This is a genomic window from Desulfococcus sp. (assembly GCF_050178255.1).
In the GTDB taxonomy this organism is placed as follows: domain Bacteria; phylum Desulfobacterota; class Desulfobacteria; order Desulfobacterales; family Desulfococcaceae; genus Desulfococcus; species Desulfococcus multivorans.
On record NZ_JBFXGG010000053.1, the window covers coordinates 1,529 to 21,522 of the forward strand.

Sequence of the window (19,994 nt, forward strand, 5' to 3'; positions counted from 1 at the left end):
TCTCTCTTATAATGACGGATGATCCGGCATCGGGCCGCCTGGTGGGCAAAACATTCGTTCTGACCGGAACCCTTGCAAGCATGACCCGCATAGAAGCAAAAGCACGCATAGAAGCCGCGGGCGGCAGAGTGGCCGGGACTATCAGCCGGCAGACGGATTACCTCGTTGTCGGCAGCAATCCCGGCAGCAAGTTGGCCAAAGCCAAGACGCTGGGGATTGAAATCATCGACGAGTCGGACCTGCAAAACCTTCTGTAATCGCAGGAATCCGAAACCGGGCTGACGAAAAACGGTTCAGGGCGTCTGTCCCTGTATACCTCGGAAACATAGGGAGGAAAAATGAAAGGCACCAGAGCTCATGTCATTATTTCAGGAAAGGTCCAGGGCGTGTTCTTTCGGGCGGAAACCCATCGGGCCGCCGTCGCTCACGGGATCAAGGGGTGGGTGAAAAATCGGCCGGAGGGAACGGTGGAAGCGGTTTTCGAAGGCACCCAGGAAGCGGTCGCCGCCATGCTGGAATGGTGTAAAAAAGGATCCTCCAGCGCCCGTGTCGATGATATCGACGTCAAATGGGATGAGGCGCGGGAGGGATTCATCGATTTTAAGATCATCTATTGACGAATATTCAAGACAAGTGCCTGTCGGGCTGATGTTCGGACAGGCACACCTGCTGGGGAAAGCTTCTGATCTTTATTGGGTCGTTCTTTATTGGGTCGTTCTTGGAATTTCGGTGTCTCTATAAACCCTTCTCCGTTCTTTATGTCGTCAAACGGCGTCCTTGAGTTTTTTGCCGGGCCGGAATTTCACGACGTTGCAGGCCTTGATTCGGATCGCCTCGCCGGTCTGTGGATTGCGGCCCTTCCGGGCTTTCCGTCGGATTTTGGAAAAGCTGCCGAATCCAACCAGGGTCACCTTCCCGTCCTTTTTTTTGAGGGCCTGACCGACACCCTCGATGAACGACTCCAGAGCCTTTGCCGCCATTGCTTTAGAGATACCGGTATCCTCAGCAATTTTTTCGATCAAATCCGCTTTTGTCATGTGCTGTCTCCTTGCCCCCCGTGTTGATTGAACACCGTCTTGTCCGCCGTTTCATTTAAGCACTGCAATTGTCAGCTGAATACAGTAGCTTGTTGGGGTTGTCAACCTAAAACCGCTTCAATCAACACTTTTTTCAACTTCTTGTCTATGGATCGCCTTCGCCTAAGGATTTACAACAATCATGGCTTACAAATTCTTGAATATCAACTAAAGAGCGCCTCTGCATATTGTTCGGGATCGAATTTTTGCAGGTCATCCACGCCTTCGCCAACCCCGATATAGGTCAGGGGAATATCCAGGGTGTTGCAGATACCGATTACGACCCCGCCTTTGGCGGTGCCGTCCAGCTTCGTCAGTATCAAACCGGTGATTCCCATGGAATCGTTGAAAAGCTTTGCCTGGGACAGGGCGTTCTGGCCGGTTGTGGCATCGATGACGAGGTAGATGTCATGGGGTGCGTCGGGGAGTTTCTTGGCGACGGCACGCTTGATTTTCTTGAGTTCCTCCATGAGATTGACTTTGGTATGAAGTCGCCCGGCCGTATCGATAATGACAATATCCTTTCCCCTGGCCGTGGCCGCCTCGACGCTGTCGAAAGCCACGGCCGCCGGGTCGGCGTTGTCTCGATGTTTCACAATATCCACCCCCGCCCGTTCGGCCCAAATCGTCAGTTGTTCAACGGCCGCCGCCCGAAAGGTGTCTGCCGCACCGATAATGACCCCCTTGCCTTCGCCGGCGAATCGGGCAGCCAGTTTTCCGATTGTCGTCGTCTTTCCGACGCCGTTGACGCCCACCACCATAATGACATGGGGTTTTCGAGGAGAGGCTGTTGCCGGAGCGGGCTTGGCCATCAAGGCGCAGACCTCGGCCTTCAAGACCGCCTTCAACTCTTTGGCGTTGGATATCCCTCCTGATTTTTTGGAAATCCGATCGATGAGCGTCATGGTTGTCTCAACCCCCATATCCGATGTGATCAAGAGTTCCTCAATCTCTTCAAGAAGATCCGCATCCAGCTTTTTCCTGCCGCGAAACAACTCGTCGATATCGGTAGTGAGAACATCCCGGGTTTTGGAGAGTCCCCGTTTCAACTGCCGAAAAAATCCCTTTGATTTTTTTCTCCCGGCATCCTCATCCGATGGGTCGCAGTCCCGGTGATCCGGAGATGAAACATCCGCACGTGAATGACGATTTTCGATCTCATCAGCTTGGCCTTCAACGGGCCTGGACGTTGTTTCGTCCTTTTGATCCTGCTTGTTTTTCTTTTTAAACCATCCCATGGTCAGACGCGATCCTCCTTGATTTATTGACGATGTCTTTCTTGATTTATTGACGATATCCTCGGCGGACGCCGGTACCGGCGCGGCATATTCCGATGGCGGCGCTCTCTGAGTCCATGCCTGAAAGTGCGCCGCTCAGACATGCCGGCGGTCTCGGCGCCGGAAAGGACGTTCAGTTGAACGGTGCTGCCTGGCCTTCCAGATTGACCGAAACGATCCTTGAGACACCTTTTTGCTCCATGGTGATACCAAATAAGGTATCGGCAAATTCCATGCTTTTCTTTTTATGGGTGATCATAATGATCTGTGAATTTTCACCGATGATCCTGAGAAGTTCGTTGAAACGATAAACATTGGCCTCGTCCAGGGGGGCGTCAATCTCGTCCATGATGCAGAAGGACGCCGGTTTGATCAGAAAAATGGAAAACACGAAGGCAATGGCCGACAAGGCCTTCTCTCCGCCGGACAGCAACGTCAATCGGGTCAGCTTCTTCCCCGGAGGATGCACCATGAATTCTACGCCGGTCTCCAGCGGATCGTTCGGTTCCGTCAGGATCAGCCTGGCGGAACCGCCTGAAAAGAGGCGTGGGAAGACCTCTTCCAGCTTTTCGTTGATCCTGGCGAAAGTATCCAGAAATTTGTCCTGGGAAACCCGGTTGATTTTTCGGATCACCTTATGAAGGTCATCCACGGCCTTTACAAGATCCGCCTGCTGCGTCTTCAGAAATTCATGCCGTTCGGTGAGTGCCTTGTATTCATCGATGGCCCCCAAATGGACATCCCCGATCCGCTCCAACTTCCGTCGGAGTTCCTCAAGGGCCGCCGCCGTTTCGTCCACGGTCATGCCGCGACCCAAATCAAGATCGGCGAGTTCGGGACGAAAGGCTGCCAGAGGACGTTGGTAACGCTCCGCCACTCGGCTTTCGACGGTCTCCCGCTTGATATGAAGCTGAGACTGTTCCATCTCAATCGTCCGAATCTTGTCGACGGTCTCATTTCGCAAACCCTGCACCTCTGAAATCAAATCACCGCGTGCTCTCAGGAGGGCTTCGGTCTCCTCGTAATCCGCTTCGCTGCTTTTCAGCACCTCATCCAAACGCCGGATCTCCTCATGCAGACCCTGTAAGGACGATTCCAGCGTCGCCAGACCGGCTTTCATCTCTCGGCGCTTCCCTTCCTTGATTTCGATATCCTTCAGCAATTGCTCCAGCCGAATGTCTCCGTCGGCCTGAAATTCCTTCAAGCGTCGAGCGGCATTGAGACCATTTTCCATTGCCGCCGTCCGTGCCGTCAAGCGAAGTTTGACATCGACAATTCTCGCTTCGACCCCTTCGAAATCCGATGAAACGGCCGCGGTGTCCCGTTCGATATCGACCACCTCCGCTTGAGCGGCCTTGACCGCTTCCGTAGTGCGGGACAACGCCGTATGACAGCGACGCATCTCTTCGTCAATATGATCCGACTCTTCCAGAAGTTGATCCTGCTCCATTCGCAGGCGTTCCAACGTTTGACCGGCATGCTTCAACGTCTCCGTCACTTTGATCAGGGATTTCTCAGCCTCAAAGGCTGCCTTCACGGCTTCGTTTTTCTCCTCGGTTTCCAGATGGAGATTTTTCTCTAAATCTCTGACCCGGATTTCCAATGTCTCCTGGACGGTCCGGGCGTCGGCCAGCGCATCATTCAGTTCAGTGAGGCGACCTTCCAGAGCGCTCATCTCCTGCTTCTTCATCAGGATGCCCGAGAGGCGGTCGCTGCTGCCACCGATCATTACCCCGTGATGGGAAACCACATCGCCTTCCCGGGTGACAAAGGTGGCGCCGTTTCCATTTCGGCGATGGCTTTCTATCGCCGCTTCCAGGGAATCCGTCAGCACCACGTTCCCCAGAAGACTGTGAACGACATCCTCAAAGCCGGATTTAGCCTTGAGGTGATTCAATAACAGGTTTGGCGTTTCGCCGGGAAGACATGAATCCGGCTGACGCAGGGCGGCAACCGGGACGAAACCGCCCCGACCGGCGTTTTCCTCCCGTAAGCGATCGATGGCCGCACCGCCGACTTCGGCGTCCCTGACGAGAACATACTCGAGGGCTTCCCCTAAAACAGCCTCGATCGCCGGTATGACACCCGCCGATGGATCGATGACGTCGGCAATCAGGCCAAGAATCTCTGATGGATCGGCACCCGTCATGATGGTTTTAACACCGTCCCGATACCATTCGTAATTTTCCGCCATCTTCTTGAGCGCCGCATGCCGGGAATGCGTGTGATGTCGATCGTACTCAAGCGCTTGAACGCGCTTGACCTGATCGGAAAGCGTGCGATTCCCCGCGTCGATACATGCACGGATTTCAAGGATTCTTTGATCCCGGGATCCAATCTCGCTCCGGGAAAGGGAAAGCGACTCCTGAATCCGGGTTGCCTGAGTTTCGATCTCTTTGAGTCGGGATGACGCCAGCGCCTCGTCCTCATCTATTTTTCTCAAGCGCCGCTTCAAATGTTCCTGGTTATGGAGGGCGTTCCGGCAGATGTTTTGAAATTTGGCTTCTTCTCCCACGACCGTCATCAGATGATTTTTACACCGGGCCTCAGCCTCCCGAAGTTCCGCGAGCCGGTTGCGGACCGCCAGCGCACCTTTCTCTTCCTGTGTCAGCAAATCCTTTATCTGTGCGATCTCTTCGCGAAGCGCCTGGTTGTGTTGATCGACCGTCGTCCGTTCCTCAATGATTTTTTGATTTTTAGACGCCAGTTCCCCGTAAAGCTTTCTCAGATTTACAGCCTCCTGGATCAGGCGATCGATCTCGTTCTTGCGATGGCTCAGGTCACTCTCTGCGCGATCGATACGACGTTGGAGCTCGAATTTATGGGATCGCTGTGTCGAGATCTCCTGATTTTTGCGCGACCGCCGAAGCTTGATCTCCTCCACAGCCGCATTCAATCGGTTCAAGCGGGTGGTATACGCGATGTCGGCATCCTTCAGGCCCCTGAGGCGGTCGTCGTTTTGCTTGATCCGCTCTGAATATCCATCGTACGCTGTGATGGACAGATGCAAGTCGAGAATTCGAATCTTTTCCTGATATTTTCGGTACTGCTCGGCCTTCCTGGCCTGCCGGTCGAGGCCTTTCATCTGACGTTCGACCTCGGACACGATGTCCCGAACCCGCAACAGGTTCTGATGGGTGGCATCCAACTTTCTGAGGGTCTCTTTTTTTCGCTGCTTGTATCGGGTGACGCCCGCCGCTTCCTCGATGAAAAAGCGTCGTTCCTCAGGACCTGCATCCGTGATGGCACCGATATTGCCCTGTTGAATCACGGCATAGGATTTCGCGCCCATTCCACTGCCCAGAAAGATATTGTGGATATCCTTCAGACGGCAGGGCTGACGGTTGATCATGTAGAGACTTTCCCCGGAACGGTAGAGGCGGCGCGTCAACATGATCTCCGAAAAATGTTTGAACGCTTCAGGAGCCGTCCCGTTTTCATTGGAAAGCGTCAGGGAAACCTCGGCCAGGTTCATTGGAGGCCTGCCGTTCGCACCGGCGAAAATGATATCCTCCATCGATTTGCCGCGCAGCTGCTTGACGCTCATTTCACCCATGGCCCACCGCAGGGCGTCGACAATGTTGCTCTTGCCGCAACCGTTGGGACCGACGATGGCGGAAATTCCCGGTGGGAAAGCGATCACCGATTTCTCACCGAAGGATTTGAAACCGACAAGTTCCATTTTTTTAAGTCTCATTCCGCAACCTGCTGCCGAAATTCCGGAAAGCACAGTTCCCGCTTATCCGGTGTTTCTCTGATTTCCTCTAAGAGCAAGATGTTTTCAGGAAGACCACCTTGAATGTTTAACAATCCAGCTGAAAAGGAAAAAGGCAAAGCCTTGGGCCCTGCCTTTTTAATCAGCTGTGTCATCGGTCGATTATACGAGATTTTTTTCAGCGAAGCTCCAGTTGACCAGGTCGTTCAGGTAAGCCGTGATATACTCCTTCCGGCGATTCTGATAATCCAGATAATAGGCATGCTCCCATACGTCAATGACCAAAAGCGGCTTCATCCCTGCCGTAATGGGCGTATCGGCGTTGGATGTCCCCACGATCTTCAATGACGCTTCGTCCTGGACCAGCCACGCCCAGCCGCTTCCGAACTGTGAGGCCGCCACGTTCGTAAATTCTTGAACGAACTGATCATAACCACCGAAAGCCGCGTCGATCCTGTCGGCAAGGATTCCCCTGGGTTTTCCGCCCCCACCGGGAATCATGCTGTTCCAATAAAAGGTATGGTTGTAAACCTGGGCCGCATTGTTAAACACCGCGATCTGGTCCGTCTTTCCGTGGGTTTTCCGGATGATCTCCTCGATCGGGAGGTTCGCAAGCGACGTTTCGCGGATAAGTGTATTGAGTTTGTCAACATAGCCGCGATGGTGCTTGCCGTAATGGAAAGACATCGTCCTTGCGGAAATACCGGGCGCCAACGCATCCGCCTTGTAAGGCAACGGAGGCAGGGACACCGATCCGCCGGCACGCTTTTCACTGCAGCTGATGCCGGCCATCTGAAGTGTTGCGATCGCCCCTAAACCTACTGAAACTTTTATAAATTCTCTTCTTTTCATAATCTCCTCTCTTGAATGGGGGTAGTGATGAATCGCGACACGGACGACATTCATGGAGACGGCAGATAGGGAGTGATATCCTTTACGTATCCGGTCAACACCTTAAACCCTCCGGTCGTCAGGGCCGAAACGGCACGGTCGCCGTCTGCCGAAGGCACCCGCATCACCAGGTGATACACCCCCGGGACCCCCTTGTCCGGCCATGCAAAAAGGCTTAAAATGTTGACCTTCTTCTCTTTCAGGATATTCGTGATCTCCGCGACGCTCCCGATGCGGTCCCGGTCGACAAGCACGACGAACCGTCGGCTATCCTGATCGATACCGATGGCCGACAGGAGCACGCCCATGACATCGGTCGTGGTGATGATCCCCACCAGTCGATCGTCTTCCATGACCGGCAGCGACCGAATTCGATTCTCCTGCATGAGAAGAGCCGCCCGCTCGATGGTGGTGTCGGGTGAAATAGAAATAATTTTTCGGATCATCACCATATCGACGGTCAGGCGGCTTAGAAGGTAATTCAGTTCATGGACGCTGAGGGAAGTCGCCGGAGAGGCCCAACTCTGCTTGATATCCCTGTCGGAAATGATCCCCTTGAGACGGCCTTTTTTATCGACCACCAAAAGATGGTCGATACTTTTTTCGACGAGAATGTCCCGCGCCTCGGCGACAGGCGTTTCCGGCGTCACGGTAACGAGATCTGTATGCATGACCCTGCCAACATACATATCGGTTCTCCTCCGGGTTTGTGGTTTGAAAAGGGCTTTGCTTCCCGCCTCATCCATCCGGGAGGCAGGTCCTCGGCATCAACAAAATAAACGTCGAATGTCGTCAAGACAAACATGGCCGGATCCCATAAAACAAAGCGGCTTTCTCCTCGGGTAGCAGAGTTCAATGGATCCTGGTGAAATATGAACGGGCATCGGCGCTCATCGCGCCGCCATATCGTTTCTTATCAGAGTATCTGGCTTAAAAAGAGCTTGGTCCGATCGTGGGTCGGATTCCTGAAGAAATGCTCGGGGGTCCCTTCCTCAACGACGGCACCGTGATCCATGAAGATGACTCGATCGGCCACCTCCCGTGCAAACCCCATCTCATGGGTCACCACCACCATGGTCATACCTTCCCTGGCCAGGGTCTTCATGACATCCAGCACCTCGCCGATCATCTCAGGATCCAATGCCGATGTCGGTTCGTCGAAAAGCATGATCTTAGGGTCCATGGCCAGTGCCCGGGCGATAGCGACCCGCTGTTGCTGTCCTCCGGAAAGTTGATCCGGGTAGACGTTGGCCTTGTCCTGGATCCCGACTTTTTTGAGAAGGATCATGGCCCGGTCGAGCGCTTCCTCCTTCCCGCGCTTCCGGACCACTCGTTGGGCCAGAGTGACATTCTCCAATACGGTCTTATGGGGGAAGAGGTTAAAGGACTGAAACACCATGCCGACCTCCGTGCGAACCTTATTAATGTCGGTTTTGGGATCCAGAATATCGACACCGTCAATGAAAATATGCCCCTCGTCCGGAACCTCCAGGTGGTTCAGGCAACGAATGAACGTACTCTTGCCGGATCCCGACGGACCGATGACCACCACGACTTCCCCTGCTTTGACCGTGTTCGAGACATCGACCAATGCGCGGACCTCATGGGGAACGATAAAGGTTTTCGATATATTCCTGACATCAATCACTATACCAGGGTCCTCCTTTCCAGATACTGCACCCACATGGAAAGCGAAAAGGTGAGAACAAGATAAAGAAGAGCGCACACGAACCAGAGTTCGAAGGGTTGCAAACTGGTGGTTACCACCTCTCGTGTGGCTTTGCTGAGCTCCCGTATGGCGATGATCCCCAGCAACGAGGAATCCTTGATGAGGCTGATGAATTGACCGGCAAGGGGAGGCAGTATACGACGCATGGCCTGAGGCAGGATGACATGGACCATTGTCTGACCATAAGTCATCCCCAGGGATCGGGCCGCTTCGGTCTGCCCGCGGTGGATGGATTGAATGCCGGCGCGGACCATCTCGGCGACATAGGCGCCCGTAAAAAATGCCAGGGCAGCAACGCCGAACCACAGGGGCGGAATGGTGATGCCGACCTGTTGTTTGATGAGAAGTGTGTTGATCAGCGTTCCGAGAACAAAATACCAGATAAAAATCTGCACCAGTAACGGCGATCCCCGGATCAGTTCGATATATGTAATGGCGCTCCACTTCAAGGCGGGATTGGTGGATATCCTGGCGAGTCCGGCGAACACGCCGATCAGGATTCCGAAAAAAATGGCGATCAGACTGACCTTGATGGTAATCCACAACCCCAACAGGAGAATGCCAACCTTCCACGTTTTGTAGGAGGCAAGCGTGTCGCCGACAAAAATCAGATCGCCGTCGCTGACCTGTACGGTCCGCGTCGGAGCGCTATAGGTTTCTTCCCCGTTGTCTCCCTTGACGGTGATGGAAACACCGTCCCCCGCATACGTTATGGCCGTTACCTCCCCGGCAATCTCCGATCGAATTTCAATGTCTTCCTGGTAATAAAAATATCTGGGGATTCGATACCAGCGCCACACATAATCGATCTGGGCAGCGGCATAATACAGTCCGGCAATGGCGGCGGCCAACAGCAAAAAAAATACCGTAGCCCATGTAAAATACGATCTTTTCTGCCTTAGCTTTTGAAGCGTCAAGGTTGAGTTCATCTATATGTTTTTCTTTTGGGCGGTTTCGGCTGATCACAACCCAGGTCCGGATAGCGAAATTCCGGACCTGAATCTCGACAGACACGTCCGAGCCTGTAAAGGATCTGAAATTACTTCACGTTCTGGTACCAATCGGTGCTTTTGATCCATTTGTTGTAAATCTGATCATATCGACCGTCGTTTTTGACCTGCCGCAGGAAGTTGTTCAACCAGTTCAAAAAATCAGGATCACCTTTGGTGATAGCCCATGCCAGGGGTTCATAGGTAAACGGCTCATCCAGAAACACCAGGTTGCCGCTGCCTTGTTGTGCCATGATGACAACGCAGTTGGGCTGATCGTAAACATAGGCATCGGCCTTGCCGTTGATGACCTCGAGAACGGCCTCGGTCTCGGTCTCGAAGGATTTGTAGGTGCATTTGGGAATGTAGCGTTTCACGGCCTGCTCGCCGGTCGTACCGAGCTTGGAGGTGACGATGTATTTGGAATCGTTCAGATCCTTGTAAGAGGTTATAGCGCCTTCATGCTTTTTGTTGAGCAAAATCGCCTGACCGACAACGATATAAGGATCGGCAAAATTCACTTTCAGATTTCGCTCCTGGGTGACGGTCATGCCGCTCATGATGATATCGAACTTCCCGGTAATGAGTGAAGGAATGATGCCGTCCCAGGCAGTGTTGACCGGAACGAATTTCACGCCCATGGCCTTGGCCATCATCTTGGCCATGTCGATGTCGAAGCCGACGAATTCCCCCTTCTGGTCGGTCATTTCAAACGGCATGTAGCCCGCCTCGAAGCCCACCCGAAGTTCGCCTTTCTGGAGGATTTGTTCAATGGTCGATTTTTTCGCCAGATCGATATCCGCCGCCCACGAGGACCCAATCGAACTCATCAACAACGCCAGCACCAAGATCGCTCCAGTGTGAAAATTTCGCTTCATCGACAACCTCCTTGATAATGATTTAAGTAGATTACATCTATTTATAACGCCCGCCTCACAAAGTAAATGGTTTTTTGAGAACGAATACGAGACTGATAACTCAACTTTCGACTTTCATGATGGTGACCGGAAAGCGGTGCCGGGAGGATACGGCTGTGAAAGTCGGAGGTTAGATGATAACACAACTTCCTGATTTTTAGTAGTAATTTTAAAGACTCTTGACAGGATATTTATGAGAGGATAAAATATTCAAGTATTTTAGTCATGTCTGCCGCCTATCATTTTCATGAATCTCGTAAAAGCCCTGCCGGTAAGATCTGCGGAAACGGCGATAGACGAACGCCCGCTTCATCTCCCACGAGATGTCGATCGTGCAGGATCTTGAGTATGCCTAACGCCATGGAGGAAATCGATGCCCGAGAGCACATCACCGCCTATTGAAAACGTCCTTGAAACATCCGAAGCCCGGCGGGCAACAGGAAACGTCACCTCGGCCCTCATCGAACGAACGGGATTTGAGCCGCCGAAATGCAAGGTGTTTCACGCGCCTTACACCACGTTGGAAACTGACGACACCTATACCTTTCGGATCGACAGAGAAGCAAAGACCAAATTGTCCGGCATCATCGGCAATCGGGTCCAGCGTGTCGTTGAGACCGACAACCCGGCCCATCGGGAATCTTATGAAAAGCCAAGAAAAATCGGCATCGTCTTTTCAGGCGGGCCGGCACCCGGAGGGCACAACGTCATCGCCGGCCTTTTTGATGCGGCGAAAAAGGCCAACCCGGACAGCACGATCTATGGTTTTCTCATGGGGCCGGACGGGATTATCGAAAACGAAGCGATCGAGTTGACCCGCGACACCGTCGACCGGTACCGCAACATAGGCGGATTCTCCATGATCAAGACCGGCCGGACGAAAATCGACACGCCCCAGAAAATGACACTTTCCCGACAAACCTGTAGACACCTTGGACTGAATGCTCTCGTGGTTGTCGGCGGAGATGATTCCAACACCAACGCCGCGTTTCTGGCCCAGGAGATGTTGGCGGACGGGATCCAGGTTATCGGGGTTCCCAAGACCATCGACGGGGATATCCAGGTCAGAGACGATGCCGGCAACGTCCTGTGTGCCATGTCTTTCGGTTTTCACTCGGCTGCGAGGGCTTTCGCAGGCGCAATATCGAATCTATGCACCGACGGAAGCTCGGATGTCAAATACTGGCATATCTGTAAGGTCATGGGGCGGGTCGCAAGTCATCTGGCTCTGGAGGTCGCTCTCCAGACCCATGCCAACATGACGTTCATCGGGGAAGAACTGGCCGATTATGTCGACACGGCCCGTCTTGAACGAGCGGAAAAAACCGGAACCATCGACTACACGGCTTACGGCATGACGCTCCGCAATCTCTCCCGGGTGATCTGTGAGGGGATTGTCCGGCGGGCGGCAGTGGGAAAAAATTACGGGGTAATGGTGATCCCCGAGGGCATACTGGAATTTATCAATGAAATTCAAATTTTTATCGTTAAACTCAATACCATCATCGCCGAATACAACGCAACCCACGACGTGAGCTTCCACCAGGATTTTCCGCTTCTGGCGGACAAACTCGAATACCTGAGGCGCCTGGCCCAACGGTCCAGAGACGAGAGCGCCTTCACTGTCTGGAACACCCGCGATGAGGACCTGTTCAACGATATTCCGGACTTTTTCCAGGAAGGCCTCCTCATGGAAAGAGACAGCCATGGAAATTTTCCCTTCTCACAGGTCGAAACCGAGAAGGTGTTAATGGACCTGGTCAAGGACTACCTCAAGATTCTTCAGGAACAAGGGCATTACCGCATCGGCATCCGCAGGGACTACTTTATCAAAACCCTCAGGGCAGGCGGTATGGATCCCGAAACATACGGCCATGTGCTGTTTTCCAACTGGGAAGACGGCGAATACCTCCTGATGAAGGCGGATATCATCTCCCTCAAGACCCTCAAACAAGCCCTCCTGAAGGAAGATGCCATGGAGGAAGGCAGGGAGATTCCACCACCCATTCAGAAAATATACAAAAAATCGGTTCCCGACTTCAAAATACAGACCCATTTTTACGGCTACGACGGCCGAGGAAGCGATCCCACCTATTTCGACTGCTTATACACCTACAATCTGGGTCTTACCGTCTTCAGTCTGATTGCCAACGGGGCCACCGGCCAGATGGCCGCCATCAAGAATCTGGAGCATGCTCTGTCGGATTGGGAGCCCATCGGCATTCCCATCGCCCCATTGATGCATCTTGAGGAACGAAAAGGGAAATTGGCCCTGGTCATCGAGCGCAGCATCGTCGATCTCGAGGCCGTCGCGTTTCAGGCCGTTAAGGCAAATCGGGAATCATGGTTGGCTGCGTTTCCCGGAGAGGATAACTACCGACACCCCGGGCCCGTGAGACTGTCCAGCGAAATCGACGAAAGTCGACCGCTCACGTTGCTCTTGAATGCTCTGTCTCGTCGGTCTATGGACGTTTAAGAAAATGCTCTTTTGCACCGTTGTCGCATCGTGCCGCAGCATTCCGAAACGGATCTTTTTCATTGACAGATCACATCTGTTTACCTTATAACATATATTATTATTTATTTTTTTGTATTATTATAAAAAGTTAGATTATCCGTTATAGTTGAATCACCAAACCCGTCATCTATGCGAGGAACGAGAAAGGAGCTTTCTCTGATGCCCCAGGACGCCCCCTTGGAAAACCCCGAAAATTCGGAATCCGAGACGAGGCTCCCTGGCCCTCGCCAAACGGAATGGGATCGGTATCTCAATGAATCGCCCCCCGAAAAACCGACGGGTTTCGTCGGCGAGGGCGATCATCACATCCCGGGAGGAACTGAGGAGAAGGTCCAGGTGACAGGCGACCGCATCAACGAAGATGATCTTGCCATATCCTCGAAGGCAGAGGCTATAACGCCCTTTGAGCAAAAACTGGAAGACATCACCAACCAGTTGTCCGTCCTCCGGAAGGAATTTCAGGTCAAAATCAAAACGGATGCCCACAAGGACAAAATCATCGATAATCTGCACGAGGAACTCCAGCAATACAAAAGCAATCATCTCAAGAAATACTTTCTGCCGACAATCATGGATATCATCCAATTTATCGACGGAATGCGAAAGATCACTCATTATCTGACGCTCCATCAATTGGATGACAACACGCCTCAACAGGCGACGAAACTGATCAATCTATTGAAATCCATTCCTGAAGATCTCGAAGATATCTGTTGCAGACAGGGAATCAGACCCTTCAAATGCACTGATAACACCTTTGACCCGAGTCGACAGAGAATTCTCAAAAAACTCGACACGCCGGATAGGGCAAAGGACAAAACAGTTGCAGAAAGCCTACGCCCGGGGTATGTATGGGACGGCGAGGTCATTCGACCGGAGATGGTATCGGTCTATATTTATAGAACGCCGGAATTGGAAAAGAAAGCGGGGGACAGCGATGAGTGGTCATCCAAAAAGAATATTTGGTATTGATCTCGGTACCACATACTCTTCCATCGCATGCGTTGACGAATACGGGAAAACCGTCGTCATCCCGAATTCGGAAAGTCAACGGCTGACCCCGTCAGTGGTTTTCTTCAACGGAAACAATATCATTGTCGGCGATATCGCAAAGGAGAACTCAAAGCTCTATCCCAACGATGTCGTGAGTTTTGTCAAACGCTCAATGGGAGAACCCAATTTCATTTTCGAACATAATGCCGTACGCTATCGTGCCGAGGAGATTTCGAGCTTTATCATTCGAAAAATCGTTCAGGATGCCGAACACTATCTGGGATTATCCGGAACGGAAAATCTTGTCATAACGTGTCCGGCCTACTTCGGCATCAATGAACGAGAAGCGACAAAAAGAGCCGGTGAAATTGCCGGATTCGACGTCCGGCAGATCATCAATGAACCCACTGCCGCCGCGATTGCTTACGGTTCGATTGAGACAGATGAAGAGCGCGTTATCCTTGTATATGATCTGGGGGGAGGCACCTTTGACATCACCATGATCGACATAAAGCCGGATGAGAGTATCGAAGTCATCTGCACAGGAGGCGACCACAACCTCGGCGGCAAGGATTTCGACGATCGGGTGATCGCTTACCTTGTGGAAGAATTTCAAAACCAGACCGGTATACGGGAGGATATCCTCGCGGATGCCGATACCTGTCAGGACTTGCAGCTGTCGGCTGAAAAAGCGAAAAAAAATCTCACGCAGTTGGAAAGCACCAAGGTTCTGATCACTCACGGCGGCGAACGCATCAAGCTTCAATTTGAACGCAAGGTGTTTGAACGTCTGACCCAGGATCTCCTCGAAAGAACGATCGCCCTTACCCACGATATGCTCGAAGAAGCTGTGAAGAAGGGATACAAACACTTCGATGAAATCATTCTGGTCGGAGGATCGACCCGGATGCCTATGGTGGTTCAACGGATCAAGAAGGAATTTGGTATAGAACCAAAACTTTTTGATCCGGATGAAGCTGTCGCCAAGGGGGCTGCCATCTATGGTTGGAAACTGTTTCTGCAAGATGAGGTTCGAGAGCATATCTCACAGAAAACAGGAAAAAAGATTCATGAGCTTGAAGATTTCAGCGCACTGGACTTGGACGACATAATTTAGGAAGTTGAACAACTCGTCGCCAACGACACCGGATACTCCATCGAGGATATTCAAAACGCGAAACTCAAAATCAAAAACGTCACCAGCAAAAGCTTTGGTGTGGTCGCACATGACCAGAATGGCAATGAAATTGTCTATAACCTTATTCTCAAAAACAACGATGTTCCCGTGAACACCAAAAAAACATTCGGGACGGCGGTTGACAATCAAGAGATTGCCTCGATTCAGATCATGGAAAACGAAGAAAATGATGTTGTCGCGACTTTGGAGAACTCCATACTTATCGGAACGGCGGTTCTGAATCTGCCGCCCGATATCGCTGCCAATACCCCAATAGAGATTATCTTCAAACTCAATCGGGAAGGCCGCATGGAGATAACGGCGGAAGAGATGAGCGACGCGCATCGATCCGTCAGTGTGACCATTGAAACCCGATCGGTAATTCGAGGAAAAGAGTTCGAAGAAGCCAAAGCGCGAGCCAAGCACATTGTTGTCATATAGCCAACTCTCTTTATCCCCTTTCGCATAGCACCACGCCCTTCTCTGATGGTTCATGACAACGATTATCGGAGCAAAGGCGCCGTTTTTCAATTTCGATACTGCCAAACCTGACACACTCCATAAACATACAGACGTGAATGAATGCCATCGATAGGCCAATCCATGGACGTTAAAAACTATTACTTTATTTTGGAGCTTTCCATCGATCCTCCGGAAAATGACCCAAAGGTCATTGAGGATGCGATCCAAAAAAAGCAGGCACTTTGGAGTCGTCTTCGTAATCATCCGACCAAAGGTACCCAAGCACAACACTACATGGGGCTCATCCCCGAAATCCGAAAAATCATGATGGACGATGCCCTTCGGAAAAAGGAGGCTGAAGCGGCCAAAGACCTTCTGATCGAGCACGAAAAAAAATCCAACATCAAAATCGATCGACATATCGCTCTCCTGTTGAGCAAAGGACACATCACCAATGATGAAATCTCCAAACTGGCTTGCCTGAATGGGGTTTCCAGGGAATGCATTCAGGAGCGGCTTGCGCAAAAACAACATCTTTTTCTCATCAACTATGTCATCGAGGAACTGATCCGAACCGGGAAAACCGATCCGAAATATCATAAGCGTCTGATTAAGGAGTTTGCTCTGACACCGGAAAAAGCGTCAGAGTGGATTCAAAAAAAAGAAGACGAAAAAAGAAGGAAAATAGACACCTATCTCAAACGCTGCAACCGGAGAGGCTATATTGCTCGACAAGAGATAACGGCTCTGTCCCGGCTTTATCTGATATCCGAGGACAATATTGTCCGCCGAATACGGTGCGTCATCAAGAAAAACGCTTCGCCTCTTCGAGACCGACCTGAACCGCTGGAAAAAAGCACAGAAAAGCTCATCGAAGACAACTTGAAACTCGTCGGGAAATCCTCTCTCTATGATTTTTTGGATGTTTTACCGAGCGCAGATTTGAGTATTTTACAGGAAAGGGCCCACGACAAGGAGATAGAGATCCGGAAAATCGGACAGAAGGATGCCAGGACGACTGCCGGCGGAACGCTGGCGGGACATTGCATATTTATCTTCAAAAGCGAGGAAAACCGGAGCGCCTACGATCGCAGTTTGACCTTGTCGCGTCTCAAGGAACTCGAGGCGGACATGGATATCACGGGCATCAGCAAAAAAATCCATGCGGAATATTTTTCAATTCTGATGAAAAACGCTCTCAAACTCGGAATGGATATTGATGAAGCGAGATTACATATTGAAGGGTATTTACGCAAAAGAAACCGGAAAATCGAGAAACCCAAGCCGTTCATTGCCAAACGGCGGCCCGTATTCCTTCGCCCGATCCCCATCATTGCAGCAATGGTTCTGGTATCGGCATCCGTCTTTTTTTTCATTACCGCCAAAAAGAAGCTGCTGGCCCAGGAATTCAGAAATGTCATAGCGCGTTCGGAGCAACTACGAAAACCGGAACAAAAGGAGACGATTTTTCGCGCGTTTCTGGAGAAATATCCCAAAAGCGATTTTACGCCTGAAGTGGAAAGCATGCTGCTATCCGTTCAGAAGATTATCGAAGACCGGGATTACCATCAGGTCCTCACAGAGTCTGAAACTCTCATCCAGAGCGGGCAACTGCCCATGGCCAAATCGCTTTTTCGCCGATATCTCGAGAAATATCCAGGCGGACACCATCAAGAAGCAGCGAAAACAAGACTTCTGGAAATTACCAACACGTTGGAAGAACGAAACTACAAGATCCTCCAGGAAAAACTCACGGACTGTGAAGCGCAGGAAACCTGGAGGGATTGCATTATACTCTGCAGCCATTTCATTGAAAGATATCCCCAAGCCGAGCGCACTGAAAATGTCGCGATGCTGAAAACAAAATATGAGAAGATCCTGCAAAGCCAATCAGAGTTAGTGTCCATGAAACAGGATGCGGAAAAAAAAGGACTCGATTTTGAAGGGGCCAGACAAATATATCTATCGTATCTTGAACTCAATCCGGAACTGCCCTTGGTCATCAAAAAAAGCATCGTTGACGAAATACGCCGCTACGATCGGCAGATCGAGACCTTCAAGCAGGCGGAGCGGAATTGGAAGCGCCTTTCGGCGGACATCCCCAACGATCGATCGAACCTCACGAAACGTATCCAGGATATCAGGAGCTTTATCTCCAAATATCCTCAGGACTGGTTCGGCGAAGAAGCACGATATCTATTGATCCAGATGGAAAAACTGGAGAATTTGAAAAACAGGCAACATGAAACAGAAAGGGAAATACATGACTGGAAAGCGGTGACAACCTATGTTCAAGACCGCCGGACAAGCCTGTCGAATCGCATAGCCAGGGTCGAGACCTTTATCCGAAACCATCCCCAGGGCAGTTATACTCCAAAAGCGAAAATCATTCTCGTCGCTCTCGTCAAACACAAACAGATCGAGGAGCGTCAACGTCGCCGGGATATGAGCAATGCCGTCCTGAAATCCGAAGAGAAGCACCGGATCAGCCAATGGCTGCGAAGCGCTGGAATATCCTTTATCGACAACAAAAACGGTACGGCTACAGACCGGCGAACCGGATTGACGTGGTGCCTTTTCGATACGACAGATACGGGCAATCAATGCATTACCCACCGTGAAGCGATTCAATATGTCAAAAATCTCAACGCTGGGGGATATAACGACTGGCGCATCCCTTCAGTGGAAGAGTTGCAGATTATTCTTCAAGCCCAAACCCCGTTTCCCGTAAACCGTACCCATTTTTTCTGGACATCGGAACTCTTCTGGCATGGCTGGAACAAAATGGCCTATGTCTTCACCCCCGACAGCACCCTGAAATGGAAAAAGGAATCCAAAAAAATCGAAAATTGCGGGTCGGTACTGGCGGTCAGATAAGATCTTGAATCCAGTGCTACCGGAATAACATCAACACCTCGGATCCCCATGGGTATTTATCGTCCGATCCTGAGTTCACCATTCCTGACCGATACCGCGTGGGGGGGGGATGGGTCGACTTGCGCCGGCACCGGGCGCTGAATGCCGAAATTTGAATTATGATATATTGAATCGAAGTCAAATCGCCCATTTGAGCAGAACACTTCCCCAAGTGAAGCCGGCGCCAAAAGCGGTAAGAAGCATCCAGTCATTCTTTTGAAAACGATGCATCTGATGCGCTTCAGACATGGCAAGCGGAATAGTTGCGGCGGTTGTGTTACCATATTTTTCAATATTGATAACAACCTGCTCCGAAGTCAAACCAAGCTTTTTCGCGACGGCATCGATGATCCGATAATTGGCCTGGTGAGGAATCAAATGATGTAGATCATTTCCTGTCAATCCATTTCGCTTCAACAATGCTTCCGATACATTGGTCATGCCCTTGACGGCATATTTGAAAACGGTCTTACCGTCCTGATAGACGTAGTGCATCCTTTTCCTCACCGTTTCCGCTGTTGCGGGATGCAGGCTGCCGCCGCCTAGAACGTTCAGATATTCCACACCAATGCCGTCCATATGAAGGTCAAAATCAACAATGCCTAAATCATTGTCTTCGGATCGTTCGAGAAGCACCGCTCCTGCGGCATCGCCAAAGATGACGCAGGTGTTCCGATCTTCGTAATTGATGATACTGCTCATCTTATCAGCCCCGATCACCAGAGCGTTTTTATATCTTCCCGTTTCTATAAACTGCGATGCCGTAGCAATGGCGTATATGAACCCTGTACATCCGCCGTTCAGATCGAACCCCCAGGATCGATTGGCGCCCAATTCTTTCTGGACGATGGCGGCAGCGCTCGGTACGGTCATATCGGGGGTGATGGTCGCTAAAATGATCAACTCGATGTCTTCCGGTAAAACGCGGCTGTGTTTAAAGATCATCCTTGCCGCCTCGACGGCCATATAAGATGTACCCTTCTCCTTATCCAGAACAGCCCGCTCCTTGATTCCGGTTCGAATCGTGATCCATTCATCACTGGTATCCACCATTTTTTCAAGCTCATGGTTGGTCAATTTTTTTTCCGGAGAAAAATGTCCAACCCCGGTGATTATCGCGCGCATGCATTATCCTTTCATATCGCGTAAGATTGCCTCAGCTCGTGGATGACGGCTTGAATATATCGCGGATACAGTAGGTTCAGATAAAAAAAGCCCGTTTCGGGAAGAAACGGGCTTTTTGGTATTGACGGCGGCGTCCTACTCTCCCACACAGTCGCCCATGCAGTACCATCGGCGCAAAAGAGCTTAACTTCCGTGTTCGGAATGGGAAC

16 protein-coding genes and 1 rRNA gene are annotated in these 19,994 nt (G+C 51.2%); 7 read left to right on the plus strand and 10 right to left on the minus strand.

The genetic code is table 11. From position 1 onward, the window contains the following. Both AB7S84_RS10930 and AB7S84_RS10935 read left to right on the plus strand, forming a co-directional pair. The coding region (locus tag AB7S84_RS10930; RefSeq protein WP_428154445.1) for a BRCT domain-containing protein at positions 1–257 on the plus strand (257 nt) is incomplete at its 5' end. Between the two features lie 81 nt (positions 258–338). Further along, on the plus strand, positions 339–617 hold the full coding sequence (locus tag AB7S84_RS10935) for an acylphosphatase (protein ID WP_428154447.1): 279 nt from the start codon (positions 339–341) through the stop codon (positions 615–617). 147 nt (positions 618–764) lie between these two features. Here the strand turns inward: AB7S84_RS10935 and AB7S84_RS10940 are convergent, their stop codons facing one another. The 8 genes from AB7S84_RS10940 to AB7S84_RS10975 all read right to left on the minus strand — a co-directional run bounded on the left by AB7S84_RS10940 (position 765) and on the right by AB7S84_RS10975 (position 10,555). After that, entirely contained in the window at positions 765–1,037 is a 273-nt protein-coding gene (locus AB7S84_RS10940; RefSeq protein ID WP_428154449.1) for an HU family DNA-binding protein, read from the minus strand. Positions 1,038–1,240: 203 nt separating this feature from the next. Beyond that, the gene (gene ftsY, locus AB7S84_RS10945; protein ID WP_020878132.1) at positions 1,241–2,314 is read right to left on the minus strand and encodes a signal recognition particle-docking protein FtsY; all 1,074 of its coding nucleotides are present in this window, start codon (positions 2,312–2,314) and stop codon (positions 1,241–1,243) included. Positions 2,315–2,486: 172 nt separating this feature from the next. Then, positions 2,487–6,035: a chromosome segregation protein SMC gene (gene smc, locus AB7S84_RS10950; RefSeq protein ID WP_040416056.1), complete on the minus strand. Its 3,549-nt coding sequence runs from the start codon at positions 6,033–6,035 to the stop codon at positions 2,487–2,489. A 195-nt stretch (positions 6,036–6,230) separates the two neighbouring features. After that, the gene (locus AB7S84_RS10955; RefSeq protein ID WP_144016471.1) at positions 6,231–6,920 is read right to left on the minus strand and encodes a superoxide dismutase; all 690 of its coding nucleotides are present in this window, start codon (positions 6,918–6,920) and stop codon (positions 6,231–6,233) included. A 50-nt stretch (positions 6,921–6,970) separates the two neighbouring features. Next, positions 6,971–7,648 carry a CBS and ACT domain-containing protein gene (locus tag AB7S84_RS10960; RefSeq protein WP_020878135.1) on the minus strand — a complete coding sequence of 226 codons (678 nt, stop codon included), beginning with the start codon at positions 7,646–7,648 and terminating at the stop codon, positions 6,971–6,973. Between the two features lie 227 nt (positions 7,649–7,875). Then, positions 7,876–8,607: an amino acid ABC transporter ATP-binding protein gene (locus AB7S84_RS10965; protein ID WP_020878136.1), complete on the minus strand. Its 732-nt coding sequence runs from the start codon at positions 8,605–8,607 to the stop codon at positions 7,876–7,878. Then, the gene (locus AB7S84_RS10970) at positions 8,607–9,617 is read right to left on the minus strand and encodes an amino acid ABC transporter permease (RefSeq protein ID WP_020878137.1); all 1,011 of its coding nucleotides are present in this window, start codon (positions 9,615–9,617) and stop codon (positions 8,607–8,609) included. The genes AB7S84_RS10965 and AB7S84_RS10970 overlap by 1 nt, the downstream gene beginning before the upstream one ends. A 110-nt stretch (positions 9,618–9,727) precedes the next feature. Then, a complete protein-coding gene (locus tag AB7S84_RS10975) occupies positions 9,728–10,555 on the minus strand; it encodes a transporter substrate-binding domain-containing protein (RefSeq protein ID WP_020878138.1) in 828 nt (275 codons plus the stop codon). 412 nt (positions 10,556–10,967) lie between these two features. Between AB7S84_RS10975 and AB7S84_RS10980 the strand changes: the two genes are divergently transcribed. The 5 genes from AB7S84_RS10980 to AB7S84_RS11000 all read left to right on the plus strand — a co-directional run bounded on the left by AB7S84_RS10980 (position 10,968) and on the right by AB7S84_RS11000 (position 18,621). Next, a complete protein-coding gene (locus tag AB7S84_RS10980; RefSeq protein ID WP_020878139.1) occupies positions 10,968–13,070 on the plus strand; it encodes a 6-phosphofructokinase in 2,103 nt (700 codons plus the stop codon). Between the two features lie 201 nt (positions 13,071–13,271). Beyond that, positions 13,272–14,084, plus strand: a complete 813-nt coding sequence (locus AB7S84_RS10985; protein ID WP_020878140.1) for a nucleotide exchange factor GrpE — start codon at positions 13,272–13,274, stop codon at positions 14,082–14,084. Further along, positions 14,050–15,222: an Hsp70 family protein gene (locus AB7S84_RS10990; protein ID WP_428154456.1), complete on the plus strand. Its 1,173-nt coding sequence runs from the start codon at positions 14,050–14,052 to the stop codon at positions 15,220–15,222. Before AB7S84_RS10985 ends, AB7S84_RS10990 begins: the two co-directional genes overlap by 35 nt. A 99-nt stretch (positions 15,223–15,321) precedes the next feature. After that, complete coding sequence (locus AB7S84_RS10995) at positions 15,322–15,723, plus strand: Hsp70 family protein (RefSeq protein ID WP_428154458.1); 402 nt, start codon at positions 15,322–15,324, stop codon at positions 15,721–15,723. 141 nt (positions 15,724–15,864) lie between these two features. Continuing rightward, positions 15,865–18,621, plus strand: coding sequence for a DUF1566 domain-containing protein (locus AB7S84_RS11000; RefSeq protein WP_428154460.1), 2,757 nt, complete (start codon positions 15,865–15,867; stop codon positions 18,619–18,621). 177 nt (positions 18,622–18,798) lie between these two features. On the opposite strand, the gene AB7S84_RS11005 is transcribed toward AB7S84_RS11000, so the two are convergent. Together AB7S84_RS11005 and rrf are read right to left on the minus strand one after the other, a co-directional pair. Continuing rightward, positions 18,799–19,785 carry a beta-ketoacyl-ACP synthase III gene (locus AB7S84_RS11005; RefSeq protein WP_020875466.1) on the minus strand — a complete coding sequence of 329 codons (987 nt, stop codon included), beginning with the start codon at positions 19,783–19,785 and terminating at the stop codon, positions 18,799–18,801. A gap of 122 nt (positions 19,786–19,907) precedes the next feature. After that, positions 19,908–19,994 (minus strand): 5S ribosomal RNA (gene rrf / locus AB7S84_RS11010); the annotation flags it as partial.